This window comes from Marivita sp. S6314 (assembly GCF_023015985.1).
Classification (GTDB): Bacteria; Pseudomonadota; Alphaproteobacteria; order Rhodobacterales; family Rhodobacteraceae; genus Marivita.
Map to the genome: position 1 here is coordinate 21,115 of NZ_JALKAO010000003.1, position 14,896 is coordinate 36,010.

20 protein-coding genes and 1 tRNA gene are annotated in these 14,896 nt (G+C 59.7%); 8 read left to right on the top strand and 13 right to left on the bottom strand.

The annotated features are described in order from the left end of the window. Positions 1-13: 13 nt before the first annotated feature. Complete coding sequence (locus MWU54_RS08670; protein ID WP_247082258.1) at positions 14-730, bottom strand: response regulator; 717 nt, start codon at positions 728-730, stop codon at positions 14-16. A gap of 128 nt (positions 731-858) precedes the next feature. Here MWU54_RS08670 and mce point away from each other — a divergent pair, with 128 nt between their 5' ends. Next, on the top strand, positions 859-1,263 hold the full coding sequence (mce, locus tag MWU54_RS08675) for a methylmalonyl-CoA epimerase (RefSeq protein WP_247082259.1): 405 nt from the start codon (positions 859-861) through the stop codon (positions 1,261-1,263). Positions 1,264-1,298: 35 nt separating this feature from the next. Then, complete coding sequence (locus tag MWU54_RS08680; protein WP_247082261.1) at positions 1,299-1,595, top strand: DUF1467 family protein; 297 nt, start codon at positions 1,299-1,301, stop codon at positions 1,593-1,595. Here the strand turns inward: MWU54_RS08680 and MWU54_RS08685 are convergent. The 3 genes from MWU54_RS08685 to MWU54_RS08695 form a co-directional block, all read right to left on the bottom strand. Continuing rightward, positions 1,525-2,250: an EI24 domain-containing protein gene (locus MWU54_RS08685; protein WP_247082263.1), complete on the bottom strand. Its 726-nt coding sequence runs from the start codon at positions 2,248-2,250 to the stop codon at positions 1,525-1,527. The two genes, MWU54_RS08680 and MWU54_RS08685, sit on opposite strands and share 71 nt — an antisense overlap. After that, entirely contained in the window at positions 2,247-2,825 is a 579-nt protein-coding gene (locus tag MWU54_RS08690) for a nitroreductase (protein ID WP_247082264.1), read from the bottom strand. The genes MWU54_RS08685 and MWU54_RS08690 overlap by 4 nt, the downstream gene beginning before the upstream one ends. 192 nt (positions 2,826-3,017) lie before the next feature. Then, positions 3,018-3,257 (bottom strand): hypothetical protein, encoded by a 240-nt coding sequence (locus MWU54_RS08695; protein ID WP_247082265.1) that lies wholly within the window; start codon positions 3,255-3,257, stop codon positions 3,018-3,020. A gap of 131 nt (positions 3,258-3,388) precedes the next feature. Between MWU54_RS08695 and MWU54_RS08700 the strand changes: the two genes are divergently transcribed. From MWU54_RS08700 to MWU54_RS08715, 4 genes are all read left to right on the top strand, one after another. After that, positions 3,389-4,108, top strand: a complete 720-nt coding sequence (locus MWU54_RS08700; protein ID WP_247082266.1) for a M48 family metallopeptidase — start codon at positions 3,389-3,391, stop codon at positions 4,106-4,108. A 69-nt stretch (positions 4,109-4,177) separates the two neighbouring features. Next, a complete protein-coding gene (locus tag MWU54_RS08705; protein ID WP_247082267.1) occupies positions 4,178-4,429 on the top strand; it encodes a DUF6455 family protein in 252 nt (83 codons plus the stop codon). Positions 4,430-4,440: 11 nt separating this feature from the next. Beyond that, positions 4,441-4,728 carry a DUF6455 family protein gene (locus MWU54_RS08710; protein WP_281496043.1) on the top strand — a complete coding sequence of 96 codons (288 nt, stop codon included), beginning with the start codon at positions 4,441-4,443 and terminating at the stop codon, positions 4,726-4,728. Continuing rightward, complete coding sequence (locus MWU54_RS08715) at positions 4,722-4,988, top strand: DUF6455 family protein (RefSeq protein WP_348647633.1); 267 nt, start codon at positions 4,722-4,724, stop codon at positions 4,986-4,988. The genes MWU54_RS08710 and MWU54_RS08715 overlap by 7 nt, the downstream gene beginning before the upstream one ends. 14 nt (positions 4,989-5,002) lie before the next feature. Here the strand turns inward: MWU54_RS08715 and MWU54_RS08720 are convergent, their stop codons facing one another. After that, positions 5,003-5,983 carry a complex I NDUFA9 subunit family protein gene (locus MWU54_RS08720; RefSeq protein WP_247082269.1) on the bottom strand — a complete coding sequence of 327 codons (981 nt, stop codon included), beginning with the start codon at positions 5,981-5,983 and terminating at the stop codon, positions 5,003-5,005. Between the two features lie 149 nt (positions 5,984-6,132). On the opposite strand from MWU54_RS08720, the gene MWU54_RS08725 reads away from it, so the two are divergent. Beyond that, positions 6,133-6,219 (top strand) — tRNA-Leu (locus MWU54_RS08725). 125 nt (positions 6,220-6,344) lie between these two features. Here the strand turns inward: MWU54_RS08725 and nagB are convergent. From nagB to MWU54_RS08760, 7 genes are all read right to left on the bottom strand, one after another. Continuing rightward, positions 6,345-7,127 carry a glucosamine-6-phosphate deaminase gene (nagB, locus tag MWU54_RS08730; protein ID WP_247082270.1) on the bottom strand — a complete coding sequence of 261 codons (783 nt, stop codon included), beginning with the start codon at positions 7,125-7,127 and terminating at the stop codon, positions 6,345-6,347. Beyond that, positions 7,124-8,032, bottom strand: coding sequence for an ROK family protein (locus MWU54_RS08735; protein ID WP_247082272.1), 909 nt, complete (start codon positions 8,030-8,032; stop codon positions 7,124-7,126). Before MWU54_RS08735 ends, nagB begins: the two co-directional genes overlap by 4 nt. A 4-nt stretch (positions 8,033-8,036) precedes the next feature. Further along, positions 8,037-8,714 (bottom strand): putative N-acetylmannosamine-6-phosphate 2-epimerase, encoded by a 678-nt coding sequence (locus MWU54_RS08740; RefSeq protein ID WP_247082274.1) that lies wholly within the window; start codon positions 8,712-8,714, stop codon positions 8,037-8,039. A 5-nt stretch (positions 8,715-8,719) separates the two neighbouring features. Then, a complete protein-coding gene (locus MWU54_RS08745) occupies positions 8,720-9,994 on the bottom strand; it encodes a TRAP transporter large permease (protein WP_247082276.1) in 1,275 nt (424 codons plus the stop codon). After that, the gene (locus MWU54_RS08750; protein ID WP_247082277.1) at positions 9,991-10,470 is read right to left on the bottom strand and encodes a TRAP transporter small permease; all 480 of its coding nucleotides are present in this window, start codon (positions 10,468-10,470) and stop codon (positions 9,991-9,993) included. Before MWU54_RS08750 ends, MWU54_RS08745 begins: the two co-directional genes overlap by 4 nt. A gap of 65 nt (positions 10,471-10,535) precedes the next feature. After that, the gene (locus MWU54_RS08755; protein ID WP_247082279.1) at positions 10,536-11,498 is read right to left on the bottom strand and encodes a sialic acid TRAP transporter substrate-binding protein SiaP; all 963 of its coding nucleotides are present in this window, start codon (positions 11,496-11,498) and stop codon (positions 10,536-10,538) included. Positions 11,499-11,550: 52 nt separating this feature from the next. Continuing rightward, on the bottom strand, positions 11,551-12,294 hold the full coding sequence (locus MWU54_RS08760; protein WP_247082281.1) for an FCD domain-containing protein: 744 nt from the start codon (positions 12,292-12,294) through the stop codon (positions 11,551-11,553). A 161-nt stretch (positions 12,295-12,455) separates the two neighbouring features. Between MWU54_RS08760 and MWU54_RS08765 the strand changes: the two genes are divergently transcribed. Continuing rightward, entirely contained in the window at positions 12,456-13,358 is a 903-nt protein-coding gene (locus MWU54_RS08765) for a dihydrodipicolinate synthase family protein (protein ID WP_247082283.1), read from the top strand. Between the two features lie 278 nt (positions 13,359-13,636). Here the strand turns inward: MWU54_RS08765 and fahA are convergent, their stop codons facing one another. Then, entirely contained in the window at positions 13,637-14,887 is a 1,251-nt protein-coding gene (gene fahA, locus MWU54_RS08770) for a fumarylacetoacetase (protein WP_247082285.1), read from the bottom strand. Between the last annotated feature and the right edge of the window lie 9 nt (positions 14,888-14,896).

Consider the following 14,896-nt stretch of genomic DNA (forward strand, 5'->3'; position numbering starts at 1 on the left):
CGTATCGAAACACCTACACCGCGACGGCGTCGCTCAACCTGGCCTCTACCAATCCTGCAATGCGCATGACCTGCCCTCTGAGCGGCATGCCCTTGGATCGGGCTGTGGCGAGGTCGAGCGCGGCGCTTTCAAGGGCTTCATCCGCTGCGGTGCTGGCCACGCCGCGCAGGAACAGGGCGACATAGTCAATGGTACGGTCGTCGACCGGCCCCTCAAGAATCTCTGCCATGTGAGCCATGTCTTCGCGGAACGCAATCGGGTCGGGTTCTATGGATCCGTTGTCGATCGCGCGCAGGCCGCAGGGCTGACGCTCTTCAGGCAGATGCTGAAGAATCGCGTTCTGGAAACTGCCAAGGTTCGTGATGGGTTTGGACAAAAAGCCGTCCGCACCCGCCGCAAAGGCAATATCTTCGGCAAAGCTGTCGCCGCTGGTTCCCAACAAAACCGAAACGCGCGGCAGAGAAGTGGACAATTCGAAGATCAGGTCCGCGCCGCTGCCGTCCGGCAACCCCATATCCACGACCACGACGGACGGGCGGTACACCTGCAAATGCCGTCGTGCGGATTTCAGGCAATCGGCGCGTCGCAATCGCGCCCCGCTGTGCATGCACATCAGCCTGAGCGCATCGCAGGCGTAGCGACTGTCCTCTACCGCCAGGATCGTCAGCCCAAGCAAGGGGCGTGCGACCGTTGGCCTGTGCATTTGGTCTAAAGCTTGATCATCCATCATGTTGCCCTCCGTGAGTCGCTTCACTGTGCGACGCGTTGCCTAACAGGTGGTTAATGACGCTTCGCCCTCTTGTCTGGACCCACGGGGCAGGGGATAAGCGCGCCAGATGCTTTGATGGAGAGACCCAGATGATCGGACGTTTGAACCACGTGGCCATTGCAGTGCCGGACCTTGAGGCGGCCGCGAACCAGTATCGGTCAGCGCTGGGCGCGAATGTTGGTGAGCCGCAGGATGAACCGGACCACGGCGTGACCGTGATTTTCATCGAACTGCCCAACACCAAGATCGAACTGTTGTACCCGTTGGGAGATAACAGCCCGATCAACGGGTTTCTTGAGAAAAACCCGGCTGGCGGCATCCACCATGTTTGCTACGAGGTGGACGACATTCTGGCCGCGCGCGATCACCTCAAAGAAACAGGCGCGCGTGTTTTGGGTGACGGCACGCCAAAGATCGGTGCGCATGGCAAGCCGGTGCTGTTTCTGCATCCCAAAGATTTCAACGGATGCCTTGTCGAACTGGAACAAGTCTGACGCCGCCCCACATTAGGGACTAAAGGAGAAGCACCATGTCTATCACATCCGCGCTCGTTCTTTATGCCGTGATCTGGTTCATGGTGTTCCTGATCGTGATTCCCATTCGGCTTCAGACGCAAGGCGATGTGGGGCAGATCGTTCCCGGTACACATGCCGGATCGCCCGAGGTGCATAACCTGAAAAAGAAGGCCTGGATCACAACCTGGGTTGGATTGGGCCTTTGGGTGGTGATCGCCGGGATTATCCTGTCGGGATGGATCACGATTCGCGATATCGATGTCTTTGACCGGATGGGTCCTGCGCCTGAATTTGGTGATACAAGTGGGTAAAGGTCGCGGCACCTAGGATCGGGATCACGAGGTTCACCAACGGCAGCGACAAGGGCATCGCCATCAGGATGCCCGCCAGCCAGATCTTGCCAAGATGACGTTTGCGCAAGGCCCGTGCCCCGGCACGGCCTTCACGGCGCATCGCGGCGAGTGTGAAATATTCCCGGCCCAGCAAGAACCCGTTCAATCCCCAAAAAATGAATAGGGCAAAGGGTGGGAAGAAGACGTAGAGGATAAAGGCAAGAACGTTTGCCGTAATCAGCACACCAAGAAAATTCACCGTATCGCGCAATCCGTCGCCCCAGGACACTCGCTCGGCCTTTGGCAGGTGCGGGTAATGCTTGTCCTCGACCGCATCGGCCACATCGTCAAGAAACAGCGATGTGATGGCCGAGGCGACGGGAACCATCAGAAAAACCGATAGCACGATCATCGAGATCAGCGCGGTCCAGCTGACCAGATCATTCAACCAGGTCACTTCACCGATAAAGGGCAGGGTCGCTTCGGGCCCGAAGGCTGCATTCAGCACCCAGAGCAGCGCGGCGAAAAACGCGACAAGCAGGGCAATTCCCAATCCGATGCCAAGGAGTAGGACACGCCGGAACCGTGGGTCCCCCAACTGGCCCAGCGTGAGGAGGAAACTGCGTAGGATCATGCGTCAATCCATGTCGTGATTGCGGTGATATCGGGGCGGGGGCGTTCCGGTGGCACCGCGGAGGCGGTACCGATGTGAATGAAGCCGGCAACGCGTTCGGCGTTGCTCAGACCCAGATGATCGGCACAGAACTGCGTGTCGTGGGACGGCCAGCCGCTGAGCCAATTGGCACCCCAGCCCGAGGCCAGGGAGGCGTTCAGCAAGGCAAGACACACGGCACCTGCCGAATAGGTTTGTTCAATCGCGGGGATCTTTTCAGACGGTTTCTGGACTTCGATCACGGCGACGCAAAGGGGGCTGTCATCAAACTGACTACGGGCCTTGGCGACGTCTTCGGGCGCGAGGCCATTTGACGTACCGCGCGCGTCGATGGCGTTAGCCAATCGGGTCAAGGCCGGTTTTTCAAGAACGATGAACCGCCAGGGTTCGAGCTTGCCATGGTCCGGCGTGCGGCCCGCAGCCGTGAGGATGGGCATCAAGGCCTCCCGGTCTGGCGCAGGCGCGCGCAGCAATTTGGCGGGCCGCGATCTGCGGGTCTGCAAGAACTCCAACACGGGCTTGTTTGCTTCGGGCATGATCCCTCCTTCGGTTCGATGGCACGGGTGCGCTGTCTTTGGCATCCGCTTAGGGCGTGATAAAGCCTGACCTTGACGAAGAACAGCCTTGCCGGACTTGCGTGTTCATGACGGACCTGCCGTGAGCATGTGACGCCAAACGCGGTGATCCTGTTGGGTCAAAGGTCATCCGGGAGATGGGATACGAACAGACTAATCGGCGCTGTCTTCGCGGGAATAGACCCCTTCCGGAAGGGAAATGGCAGCCGCCAGATCCCGCATTTGCGACATTGAGAATGTGATCTTGTTAACGCGATCAGTGCGGGGGTCATATTGTTCAACCGTGATGCATTCTTCGAACCCGTTGACGATCACGTCTTCCTGAAGCGGTTTGCTGCCTTCATCGACCAGCGTCACAACTGTCGAGTCAAATTCGTGTTCGATGCTAAACATTTGTTAAGCGTACCTCGCAAGTTTGAGGCTTGCCAAGCCGCATCTGCAAAAAACCACCGACCGGAAATCGGGGCTGGCGAGGGTCCGGAATTGACCCTATTTCTAGGGGCAACGTGACAAGGACACCATTTATGCGCTGGATACTCGTTTTGGCATTTGCTGCAGTGGCCGCATGCGATGTCGCGCCGTCGTCGACATCCTCTGCCCAGCGGCCGCAGGCCAGCCAACCACAGCTGACCCAGCAAGACGCCCGGACGCGGGCAGGACGCGCCGCGCGGCAGTTCGTTACGGTTGTCTCTACCGTGGAGCCGGTCGCAGAGCGCGAATGCCGACGGCGTGCGCCGCGCGCCAATTGCGATTTCCAGATCGTCGTTGATGACCGCCCAAGCCAGGCCCCGAACGCCTTTCAGACGGTAGACCGCAACGGGCGACCGATTCTGGCCTTCAATCTTGCCTTGATCTCCTCGGTCGACAACGCGGATGAACTGGCCTTTGTCATGGGGCACGAGGCGGCACATCACATTCTTGGGCATTTGGGCCGCACGCAACAGAATGCGGCTGTCGGGGCGGTCATCCTGTCGGGTCTTGCTGCGCTGGGCGGTGCGGATGCGGCTGCGGTTCAATCCGCCGAACAGATCGGCGCGACCATCGGCGCCCGTCGGTACTCTAAAGATTTTGAGCTTGAGGCCGACAGACTGGGCACGATTGTCACGGCGAATGCGGGCTATAATCCGGTGCGTGGGGCAGAGTTCTTCAACAGGATTCCAGACCCCGGAAACCGCTTTCTTGGCACGCACCCGCCCAATGCGGCCCGAATGGAAATCGTGCGCCGGACCGCCGAACAGCTCTGATTGACCTGCATCAAGGCTTCACTTTTGGATGCGCCTTAAATTGAGGGTGCAACAATGGGGAGCATTGTCATGCACACTGAATCAAAACGGGCCCATCATACGAAGCTGGTTCTGGATATGGCAGATCAGCAAGGCGTTGATCTCGCGGAACTCTTCATGCGCGCCGAACTGACTGAAGACCAGCTGGACAACGCTGTTGACCGGTGTGTCGGCTGTACCAATCCGAACGCGTGTCGCAGCCTGCTCGACAGCGCCGCGCATCCGGTTGACCTGCCCGACTACTGCCGAAACGGCGATCTGTTCCGATCTTTAAAGGCGTAAAGGACGGGTCAATGCACTTCGGACAATGGCACCCTTTGGGAGAAACAGGGGTCCACTATTGGCGTGTTCAACGCATGGCAAAGTCGTGCGACGTGAACACAGCCTGTGCCGCCGCCGACGGACGTCTGGACCAAGAGGCATGGGCCGACATGGTGCAGCGATGTCGTGGTTGCGCATGGGTGGACGGCTGTGAACGCTGGTTGCACAGCAAAGAATACGAAACGGATGTCGCACCGCCAAACACTTGTTTGAATGCCGACATTCTAACCGAACTGGCGCAAGGACAGAAGCAATGTTGACGAGTCGTCTTGGAGATCCAGAACTGCACTTTTGGCTGACCCGCAGCGTCGCGCGGGTGATGGGTGTAAGCCTGTCGGAAGCACTGGCGAGCGAAAGGCTGTCCGCCAAAGACTATGCCGATCTTGTCACCGAATGCCGGGGATGTGCTCTGGTTGAGACATGCAAGGGGTGGCTCGGGGGGCAATCGACGGTTGTGCGCAAGGCACCGCCGGGATGCGCCAATTCAACCACTCTGGAGCAACTCGCACAGACCCATTAGCACGCCGCGCGCCCTTAGGCGCGCAGGTTCTTCGCGCTTTCCTTGATTTCGGAATACTGACCCGACGGGCGGAAACGCCAGAGATAGTCCGGCAGCACCGCTTCAAGCGCCACTGGTTTGATGTTCAGATCGTCAAACGATTTCGCCCCGTCCGACACCACGTTGTCGTTGCGCAGGTTCTTGACCTGATCCCGTGTGATCATGCTGGGAATCACACCAAGGCTGATCTTGTTCACAAGGTCCGACACCCCGGCCATGATACCTGCAAAAAAGAACGGGATATTCAGGATCAGCCGGCGACGTCGAATGACAGTCAGCATTTGCTCCATCAACTCGCGGAACGTGCTTACATCCGGGCCGCCCAACTCATAGATGCCGGGGGCCGCATTCCCGTTGAGGATCAGGCCAGCCGCCTTTGCGATATCATCCACGTAGACCGGCTGAAACTTTGTGTCAGCGCCCACAACGGGCAGGACGGGTCCGAACCGTGTCATGCCTGCAAAGCGATTGAAAAACGCGTCTTCCGGTCCGAACACAATCGACGGACGCAGGATTGCGGCGTTTGGCATATGCTCAAGAACGCCGGACTCCCCAAGCGCCTTGGTGCGCTGGTAATCGCTGTCGCCGTCTGCATCCGCGCCAATCGCAGAGATATGCACAAGCGTCTCGATCCCCTGGCTCGCAGCCAGCCGCGCGACGCGTTCCGCGCCATCGGCTTGAATCGCGTCGAACGTGTTCTTGCCAGCTTCGGCCAGGATGCCAACGCAATTCACAACAGCATCCGCACCCTGCATCGCAGCCAGAACGCTCGCATCGTCGCGGATATTGCAGAGAATCGGTTCGACCTGACCCACCACACCATAGGGTTTGACAAAGATCGCCTCATTCGGTCGTCGAACCGCAACGCGCACGCGCCATCCGTCTTTCGCCATACGGCGCGCGATATAGCGCCCAATGAACCCCGAGCCGCCGTAAATTGTGACGAGTTTGGACATCTGAATGCTCCTGGCCAGATCTTGAATGACCTCTATCCCCGTCACGTGCGACGGGCAAGATGAAGGATTGCCGCAAAGGGCACAGGTTCTGTCAAAAAGGTCGTTGACACCCATTGGGGACAAGATTAAACGCCTGCCTCACGACACCTGCCCAGGTGGCGGAATTGGTAGACGCGCTAGCTTCAGGTGCTAGTGTCTGTATGGACGTGGAGGTTCGAGTCCTCTCCTGGGCACCAAAAAACGTAAGAGCATCGCCTTACACGTGTCGCGTTTTCTTTACCAATCCGTTCGACGCATGCACCACAGAAGTGTGCGGTCCATCTTAGCCATCTGGCAAAGAAGACGCTCCGACCCTTCCGTCTTAGTCGAATGCTGAATCGCGTCCCTCGGGATGGACGGTTTGGTAGTAATCGCGGAGCGCCAACGCGCCTGCTGCTGCCTCATCCAGAACAATTGTCGCGCGGGCATGGAGTTGAAGCGCGGACGCAGGGCACACCGCAGTCAGCGGGCCCTCGATCATGTCAGCCACTGCCTTGGCCTTGGCCTCACCGGTTGCGATCAACAGGCACATGCGGGATTCCAGTATCGTCGCGACACCTGTGGTGATCGCGTATTTCGGTGTCTCGTCGAAGGATGCGAAATAGCGCTGGTTGGCTTGCCTGGTGCTGTGGGTCAGGGTTTTGACGCGAGTGCGCGAACCAAGGCTGGCGGTGGGTTCGTTGAATCCGATATGCCCGTTTTGACCGATTCCCAACAGCTGCAGGTCAATGCCCCCGGCCTTTGCGATCAGGGCCTCATAGGCATCCGATGCGATCCGGGGATCCGGTGCATCACCTTTGGGTAAATGCGTGCGGGACGGATCGATGTCGACGTGATCAAAAAACGTCTCCTGCATGAAATGGTGATACGAGCAGGGATGGTCCGGCGACAGGCCGATGTATTCGTCCAGGTTGAAGCTGGTGGTCTGCGCGAATGACAGTCCCGCCTCGCGGTGCCGCTGCGCCAGTTCGGAATAAAGCGGCACCATCGTGCCGCCAGTGGCCAGACCCAGAACCGCGTCAGGCTGCTTGGTCACTGTGTCGGCAACAATATCCGCCGCGCGGGTGATGGCGGTTTGCTGGTCGGGAAGGATCAGTACTTTCATACGCTTTCCTTTCGCAGATGCGCGGCCAGCGCACCGATCAATGGCGCGCCATGCCCCAAACTGGCGTGCACGATTTTGGGCCGGAACAATTCGGGTTCTTCGCGCATCGCGGCGGCCACCTTGTCCAGATATCCCGGTGCCAGCCCGATACTGCCCCCCAGCGCGACGGTGTCGAGGCCAAGTATCGCCGTGAGATCACCAATCAACGTGGCAACGGCGCGGGCTGATGTGGTCACGATCCGGCTGGCCCAATCCTGTCCGTCGGCGGCCGCTTCAAAGACATTGCGGGCGTCGATCCCTTGTTTGCCAAATGCAGCGGCGGCGGCAGCAATCCCGCGTCCGCCAGCGATGCTTTCGACCGTGGCCTGACGCCCGCTGCCGCAGACGGCATCGGCGAACCGGCTGGACACGAAACCCACATGCCCGGCAAGCCCATTGGCGCAGGACAGGAGGCGTTTGTTGATCACCAAGCCACCGCCGACGCCGGTCGATACCGTGATGTAGGCAAAGCTATCGCTTTCTGCGCCAGCGCCGAACAATGCTTCGGCAACCGCCGCGGCCCCGGCATCGTTCAGACAGGTTGCCGCCCCAATGGTGCGGTTAAGCTCTGTTGTCAGGTCAACATCCTGAATGGCGGACAACGTGCCCGTGTTCACCGCGTGCCATTTGCCGGACCGATCAATTCGTCCCGCCACGGCCACACCCAGCGGTGCGCCGCGCGTGTGACCCAACTCCTTCAGCAATGCCTCAATGGCAGCGATTTGCGCGGCAGGGTCGGCGGCCCCATCGGTCGGTGAAAGCCGCCGATCCACCACGATGCCTTTCTCGATCCGGGCAACAGCGGTTTTTGTGCCGCCAAGATCGGCGGCGAACCCTTTCAGGGCAGTGCGGGCAATGTCAGTCATGGCTTTATCTCAAGGCCTGTCTGATCTCTGTGGCAAACCATCCTGTCATAATCTCCAACCGCGTCAGCGCAGTGCCAACGGTGACGGCATCCGCCCCTGCCTGCAAGGCCTGCGCCGCCAATGCGGGTGTGTTCACGCGGCCTTCGGCCATGACAAAGCTGTCCAGCGCGCGGAAGGCGCGGATCAGGTCCGTGTCCAGGCCATCTGCCCGATCAGCGGTCTCGTCTGTATAGCCCGAAAGGGTTGTTCCAAGGATGCTGGCCCCTTCGCGCAAGGCACGTTCGCCATCCGCGCGCGTCGAACAATCGGCCATTGCCAGGACACCCGCCTCGCGGATCGCTTGCACGATGACAGCCGATGTTTCGGGACGGGGTCGGTCGGTTGCATCATAGGCGATGATGTCGGCCCCGGCTTCGGCCAGCGCTTTGACATCCGCCACGTAGGGCGTGATGCGGACCGGGCTGTCCGCCAGATCGCGTTTGAGGATGGCGATGATCGGCACCGACACGGTGGGCCGAACGGCCTTCAGGTTGTCTACGCCTTCGATCCGCAAACCCTGCGCGCCCCCGGCGACGGCGGCTTGCGCCATGGCTGCGACGATGTCGGGCCGGTCCAGCGGGCCGTCATCAACGGGCTGGCACGACACAACGAGACCGCCGCGCAAGTGTTTCAAAACGTCCATGTGCATCAATCCATCAGGCTTGGAAGGCCGGTGACCAGAATTGGAAACACGCAGATCAGGATCAGCACAACGAAGGGCGGGATCAGCCAGGGCAGGATCGCCTTGGCCAGCCGCTGATACGGGATGCCCCCGACCTGCGCGACCACGAACAAAGCCATCCCCATCGGCGGTGTCAGGATCGAAATCATCAGGTTCAGGACGGTGATGATCCCAAAATGCACCGGGTCAATCCCAAAGCCCATGGCGACCGGCACAAGGATCGGCACGACGACAAGCAGGATGACCAAGGCCTCGATAAAGCAGCCAAGGAAAAAGATCATCACGTTGACGGCGATCAGGAAGGTGAGCGGGCTGTCCGCGATGGACAGGAAGAAGGTTGCGATCTGTTGCGGAGCCTGTTCGCGCGCCATGATGAAGCTGAGCAATCCCACACCTGCCACGATGGTCGCGATGGAGGCGGAAGTGACTGTGGTCTCGTAGATCGAATCCCACAGCTTGCGCCACGTCAGTTCGCGGTAAAACACAAGGTCGATCAGGATCGCATAGAGCACGGTGATTGCCGCGGCCTCCGTCGGCGAGAACAGCCCCGAAAAGATGCCGCCGACGATGACAACAGGTGTCATCAGTGCGGGCAGGGATTTGACAAAAAGGGTCCCGATTTCGCCCGCACTGCTGCGCGGATCGGTGGGGTAGTTGCGCTTGCGGGCAATAAACCAGACCATTGTCATCAGCGCGATGGCGCACATGACACCCGGCACGATGCCGCCAAGAAAGAGCTTGCCGATCGAGACATTCGCGATCACGCCGTACAGCACCATGGTGATCGACGGCGGCACCAGCGGGCCAATCATCGACGATGCGGCGGTGACGGCACCGGCGAAATCATCATCGTAGCCCGCCTTGCGCATGGCTTCGATTTCCATCTTTCCAAGGCCACCGGCATCTGCCAGGGCCGACCCGGACATGCCGGAAAAGAACAGCGAGGCCAGCACGTTCACATGGCCCAACCCACCGGTGATGTGACCCACAAGCGACCGTGCAAAACCGAACAGATGGTTGGTGATCCCGGCCGAGTTCAACACGCCTGCGGCAAGGATAAAGAGGGGCACCGCCAACAGCGGAAAGCTGTTGAGCCCATCCACCATCCGCTGCGCAGCAAAGCTGATCCCCATGCCGGTGTAGTAGAAATACCCCATGGACACGAAGATCATCGCGATACCAATCGGCACGCCGATCAGTACGAAAACGAGCCACATGATACCGACAACGGCAAGGGTCATAGCGTGGGTTCCCGTGTGACAGATACATCGCGGCGTCCAAGCAGGCGACGGATGATCCGGTGCAGGATCAGGACAAACCCAACAAGCGCCGATGCATAAAGCACGGCATCCGTGGTGGGCAGCGTGACACTGATGTTGTTGGCGGTCCGCAGAACGGTCTTGTACCCGATCCAGATCAGGTGGCCGACCAGACCAAGAAAGACGAGGTCGATGAGCGTGTAAAGGACCAATCGGAATTTTTCCGGCAGCATCTCAGCCAGAAACGCCATTTTCAGCTGGCCGTCCTGACGTTCAACCTCGGCAATGCCGATGAAGGCCATCCAGACCCAGATCCAGCGCGCCGCTTCTTCGGTCCAGACAGGGCCGCGCAAGATCGGTGTGCGTCCGAAGATCTGAAGAAGAACAACGCCGATCAGCACGATAAAGAGGATCGACGCGATGATGCCCTCGATGCTGTATGTGCGGGGTGGTTTCATCGTCGCCGCTCCTTGCGGGTTTGCCTGTGATGTCTGCGGGGGCGGAACCCCCGCAGACCGATGTGTTATTCGCCGCGGATACGGGCGATGGCCCCTTCGCCGAACTGCTCTTCAAGCGTGTCGTAGTAAGGCTGCATTGCCGCGCGGAACGGCGCAAGGTCGGGACGGGTGATCGTCAGACCGCGCTCTTCGAACGTGGCAACCAGATCTTCCTCGGCCTGAACCGTGCGGGAGTTGTTCAGCTCGCCACCGGCGGCGACAGCTTCCATGATCCAGCCCTTTTCCTCGTCTGAAAGCGAGGTCCACAAGTCGTTCGCGATCTGCACCGCAGCGGACGCCACAAAGTGGTTGGTCATCGCGACATGGCTCTGCACTTCGTAGAACTTCATCGCTTCGATGGTGGGCAGCGGGTTTTCCTGCGCATCAACCTGATTGGTCTGCAGTGCGAGGTAGACCTCGGCAAAAGCCACCGGAGCCGGGGTCGCGCCGACGTTTTCGGCATATGCGATCAGGAACGGGACGTTGGGTGTGCGCATGCGCAGGCCGGCCATGTCATCCATGGATTCAACCGCGCGGTTGGCCGTTGTCTGACGGGTGCCATAGTACCAGACATCCAAAAGATGTACGCCATTCGCTTGGAACTTGGTTGCCATCTCCTGGCCCCAATCCCCCGCGATGATCTCTTTCAGGTGATCGAAATCGTCGGCCACGTAGGGCGCTCCGATGAGGTTCAGTTCCGGGATGATGTAGGACATGTCCGGATAGCCGGTGATCACCATGTCCAGTTCGCCCGCCTGAAGCTGGGCCACCATGGCTTTGAAATCACCAAGGGTCGAGGACGGGAACAGGTTGACCGTCAACTCACCGCCGGACACCTCTGCCAGCGTGCTGGCGAACGCTTGTGCGCCTGCATAGACGTTGCTGGCTTCGTTGTCCTGCATGCCGAAGGTTAGTTCGCGTTCGGCGAGCGCCGGTACCGCAAAAGCCAGTGTGGTCGCACAGGCGAGTAGGGTGGTTCTAAGTGTCATCGGGTCCTCCTTGATGTTCGATGAACGGCGACACGTCTCGTCGCCTGTCGTTTCAGTGTTGCGGTGGGTCATCCCCGTTGGATGACAGCCGTGGGGCCTGCAATCGGGCGCGGTAGGAGCGCGTCAGGTGGCGGTCCATGACGTCCGTTGCAGTCAGCACTTCGCCGTCCAGAACTGCCTGGTAGATCTGACGGTGTTCTTCGTAAGCGATCTGGTCATACCGCATCGCATCATCCGTCGGCGGGCGATGGGCAATCATCGTGCTGACGAACATGTCGTGCAGCGCCAGGATGATCGGGTTTCCGACAACCGACACAAGGGCGCGATGAAACGCGATATCTGTCGTTGCGAAATGGGCGGTGCCGATGGCATCAAAGTTTTCTTCAAGCGCGCATTTCAGTTTCGTCAACTGTGTGTTGTCGGCCCGTTTTGCCGCCTCGCGCGCAGCACCGGTTTCGATGAACTGGCGCATCTGCTCAAGATGAGCACCGCTTTCCGCATCGCCAAAGATCTCGCGGATGTGATCACCGGCCCCTTTCAGAACGTTGGTGATCGATGGCAGGGCCGCGCGGGGGCGCTTGCCTGCGCCCGAAATGGCGTACCCCCGCATCTGCAATTGGGCGAGTGCCTCGCGCACAGTGGGGCGCGAGGCGGAGAACCGTTCGCATAGGTCGCGTTCGGTCGGCAACGGTGTATCGGGAGGGAATCCGCCGCGCCGGATGTCAGCGATCAATGCGTCCGCGATCACGTCAGGCGTGTTGCGCGGTGCCGTGTCGGACGTGTTGGTCACTGGCATTTGGTCTCTCCTCTCGCATTTTTGGTAAGACCAAACATAATTCTTGTCAAACTAAAATTGGCCGTTGTATTGATGTGCATAATATCCATCCGTGCTTTTGTAAGGCTAAGCCGCTCACCGGTAGGCAACTCTAGCATGAGAACAAAAGGGGTGAGACAGCGATGACCAAGACACTGACCGGCATGTATGCCGCATTGATGACGGGCCTGTCGGATGACGCGGAATTCGACGAGGCGCGCCAAACAAAGCTGACCGAGTACGTTCTCAAACAAGGGTTGGCGGGGCTGTATGTCGGGGGCAGCAGCGGCGAAGCCGGATTGCTGGGCGTAGACGAATTGTCGGTGCAGCAAGGCATTGTTGCCGATTGCGCCAAGGATAGCGGAACGCGCCTGATCGCCCATGTCGGTATGCCAAACCTGCGCGATTCCATTCGTCTGGCCACGCAAGCCGCAGATCTGGGATACGAGGCGCTGTCTGCCCTGCCGCCACATTCCTATCCGTTCAGCGATGAAGAAATCGAAAGCTACTACCGTGACCTCGCCGCAGCCACGGACCTGCCATTGATCGTATACGAAGTGCCGATCCGCACGGGACGCCCGATCCCGCTCGACTCTCTGGTGCGGATCCTCGGCTTTCCGAATGTCTCGGGCATCAAGTTCACGTCGACCGACATGTTCAAGTTCTCCATGCTGCGCCGCAGATGCCCGGACAGCAGCTATTTCTTCGGGTTTGACGAAATTTACCTGACCGGAGGCGTGCTTGGCGCTGATGGCGGCATTGGCACGACCTACAACGTGTTGGGCAAACTCTACGTCGCACTTGATGCCGCGATGCGGGCCGGCGATTTGCCCCGCGCGCAGGAATTGCAGGATGTCTCGCAGATCTTTGTCGAAGCGCTGCTGGAAACCGGTGTCCTGCCCGGCATGAAAACCGCGCTGCGCCTTCTGGGCATCGAATGCGGCCCGACCCGCACACCGATGTTGCTACGAATGTCACAAGACAAGGCCGACGCCCACATGCGCGCGGTGCTTGACCGGCCTGAGGTCATAGCCTGGCTTGTTTAAGCTGGTGCGATTGCTCCTTTGCGTAAAACGCTATCATTTTGAGCAGGCAACACTTGCATGCACGTGCGGATTACTGTCAGCGGAAATTTCGACGCGCCAAGCATGTGGTTATTTGGCCTCGTGTCTTTCCTGAACAAGGCCGTTTTCCCCGATACAGGATAATCTCGTCAGTCCCCGGCGTTCGGGTAATTCAGATCAGCCAAAGGTATTTCCCGCATGCAGGAGCCATCAGGGATCAGAAGACACCCGCCGCAGTCGTGCTGCGGCGGGTGTGGTGTTTAATCCAATGCGGGCGCAGGGCGCAATGTGCCGGTGCACTCTCCAAACCCGATGCGATAGCCGTCGCCATTGGCCGCGCCCCGCAGGGTCAGGGTGTCGCCGTCTTCAAGGAACGTCCGGGTCTCGCCGGTGTCCAGCGTCAGCGGTTCTTTCCCGCCCCAGCTGAGTTCCAGGAGGCTGCCCCGGTTTTCCTTTTCCGGGCCGGAGATCGTGCCGGAGCCCAGAAGATCACCGACGCGCATCGGGCAGCCGCTGGTGGTGTGGTGGGTCAGTTGCTGGGCTGCCGAATAGTACATCACGTTGTAATTCGTGCGCGACAGGATCGTCTCGCTTTTGCCTTCCGGGGCGAGGCCCACTTCGAGGTCGATGTCGTAAAGCATCGGACCCGGCTCTGCGAGGTAGGGCAACAGCTCCTTCTCACGCGGCGGGGTGGAGGCACGGAAGGGCTCAAGGGCCGCTTTGGTCACGATCCACGGGCTGATGGTGGTTGCCGTCGCCTTGGCTTGGAACGGGCCGAGCGGCTGGTATTCCCACGCCTGAATGTCGCGCGCGGACCAGTCGTTCAGCAGGACGTAGCCGAAGATCATGTCGTCGGCCTCTTGCACGGACACGCGACCCTTGGACGGTTTGCCGACAATGGCACCCATTTCCAGTTCCAGATCGAAGCGCTTGGAGGCGGCGAAGACCGGCATGTCCATATCCGGTGCTTTCAGCTGGCCATTGGGACGCGTCACATCTGTGCCGCTGACCACAACCGAAGACGCGCGACCGTTGTAGCCGATGGGGATATGCAGCCAGTTCGGCGGTAGGGCATTCGCTGGATCGCGGAAAAGCGAACCCACGTTAAACGCGTGATGGCGGCCTGCATAGAAATCGGTGAATTCGGTCACGGTGAAGGGCATCTCAAGCGTGGCATCAGCCATCGCAACCAGATGTGCTTCGAGATCGGATCGATGCGATGCACCTTCAGACAGCGCCTTTGTCAGGTGCTCGCGAAAGCTGGCCCAGACATCCGCGCCAAGCGCCATGAAGTCGTTCCATGTGCCCCGGGCAAAGACGCCGCTTTCGGGCAGGTCCAGCAGACCGGCCTGCTCAAGCGCTGTCACGTCAAGGATGCGATCGCCAATCGCGACACCCGCATGCAGGTCGCCGCCGCCGATGCGGAACGCCCCGTAGGGCAGGTTGTTGAGTGGAAAGTCGGTATCGGCCGAATTGGCGCTTTCGACCCAAGAGCGGAGAAGCTTTGTCATGGGGGTTCC

Bases quoted from the DNA above. Each gene is read 5' to 3' on its own strand.
- MWU54_RS08670 (WP_247082258.1), bottom strand. From the start codon at position 730: ATGATGGATGATCAAGCTTTAGACCAAATGCACAGGCCAACGGTCGCA.
- mce (WP_247082259.1), top strand. From the start codon at position 859: ATGATCGGACGTTTGAACCACGTGGCCATTGCAGTGCCGGACCTTGAG.
- MWU54_RS08680 (WP_247082261.1), top strand. From the start codon at position 1,299: ATGTCTATCACATCCGCGCTCGTTCTTTATGCCGTGATCTGGTTCATG.
- MWU54_RS08685 (WP_247082263.1), bottom strand. From the start codon at position 2,250: ATGATCCTACGCAGTTTCCTCCTCACGCTGGGCCAGTTGGGGGACCCA.
- MWU54_RS08690 (WP_247082264.1), bottom strand. From the start codon at position 2,825: ATGCCCGAAGCAAACAAGCCCGTGTTGGAGTTCTTGCAGACCCGCAGA.
- MWU54_RS08695 (WP_247082265.1), bottom strand. From the start codon at position 3,257: ATGTTTAGCATCGAACACGAATTTGACTCGACAGTTGTGACGCTGGTC.
- MWU54_RS08700 (WP_247082266.1), top strand. From the start codon at position 3,389: ATGCGCTGGATACTCGTTTTGGCATTTGCTGCAGTGGCCGCATGCGAT.
- MWU54_RS08705 (WP_247082267.1), top strand. From the start codon at position 4,178: ATGCACACTGAATCAAAACGGGCCCATCATACGAAGCTGGTTCTGGAT.
- MWU54_RS08710 (WP_281496043.1), top strand. From the start codon at position 4,441: ATGCACTTCGGACAATGGCACCCTTTGGGAGAAACAGGGGTCCACTAT.
- MWU54_RS08715 (WP_348647633.1), top strand. From the start codon at position 4,722: ATGTTGACGAGTCGTCTTGGAGATCCAGAACTGCACTTTTGGCTGACC.
- MWU54_RS08720 (WP_247082269.1), bottom strand. From the start codon at position 5,983: ATGTCCAAACTCGTCACAATTTACGGCGGCTCGGGGTTCATTGGGCGC.
- nagB (WP_247082270.1), bottom strand. From the start codon at position 7,127: ATGAAAGTACTGATCCTTCCCGACCAGCAAACCGCCATCACCCGCGCG.
- MWU54_RS08735 (WP_247082272.1), bottom strand. From the start codon at position 8,032: ATGACTGACATTGCCCGCACTGCCCTGAAAGGGTTCGCCGCCGATCTT.
- MWU54_RS08740 (WP_247082274.1), bottom strand. From the start codon at position 8,714: ATGGACGTTTTGAAACACTTGCGCGGCGGTCTCGTTGTGTCGTGCCAG.
- MWU54_RS08745 (WP_247082276.1), bottom strand. From the start codon at position 9,994: ATGACCCTTGCCGTTGTCGGTATCATGTGGCTCGTTTTCGTACTGATC.
- MWU54_RS08750 (WP_247082277.1), bottom strand. From the start codon at position 10,470: ATGAAACCACCCCGCACATACAGCATCGAGGGCATCATCGCGTCGATC.
- MWU54_RS08755 (WP_247082279.1), bottom strand. From the start codon at position 11,498: ATGACACTTAGAACCACCCTACTCGCCTGTGCGACCACACTGGCTTTT.
- MWU54_RS08760 (WP_247082281.1), bottom strand. From the start codon at position 12,294: ATGCCAGTGACCAACACGTCCGACACGGCACCGCGCAACACGCCTGAC.
- MWU54_RS08765 (WP_247082283.1), top strand. From the start codon at position 12,456: ATGACCAAGACACTGACCGGCATGTATGCCGCATTGATGACGGGCCTG.
- fahA (WP_247082285.1), bottom strand. From the start codon at position 14,887: ATGACAAAGCTTCTCCGCTCTTGGGTCGAAAGCGCCAATTCGGCCGAT.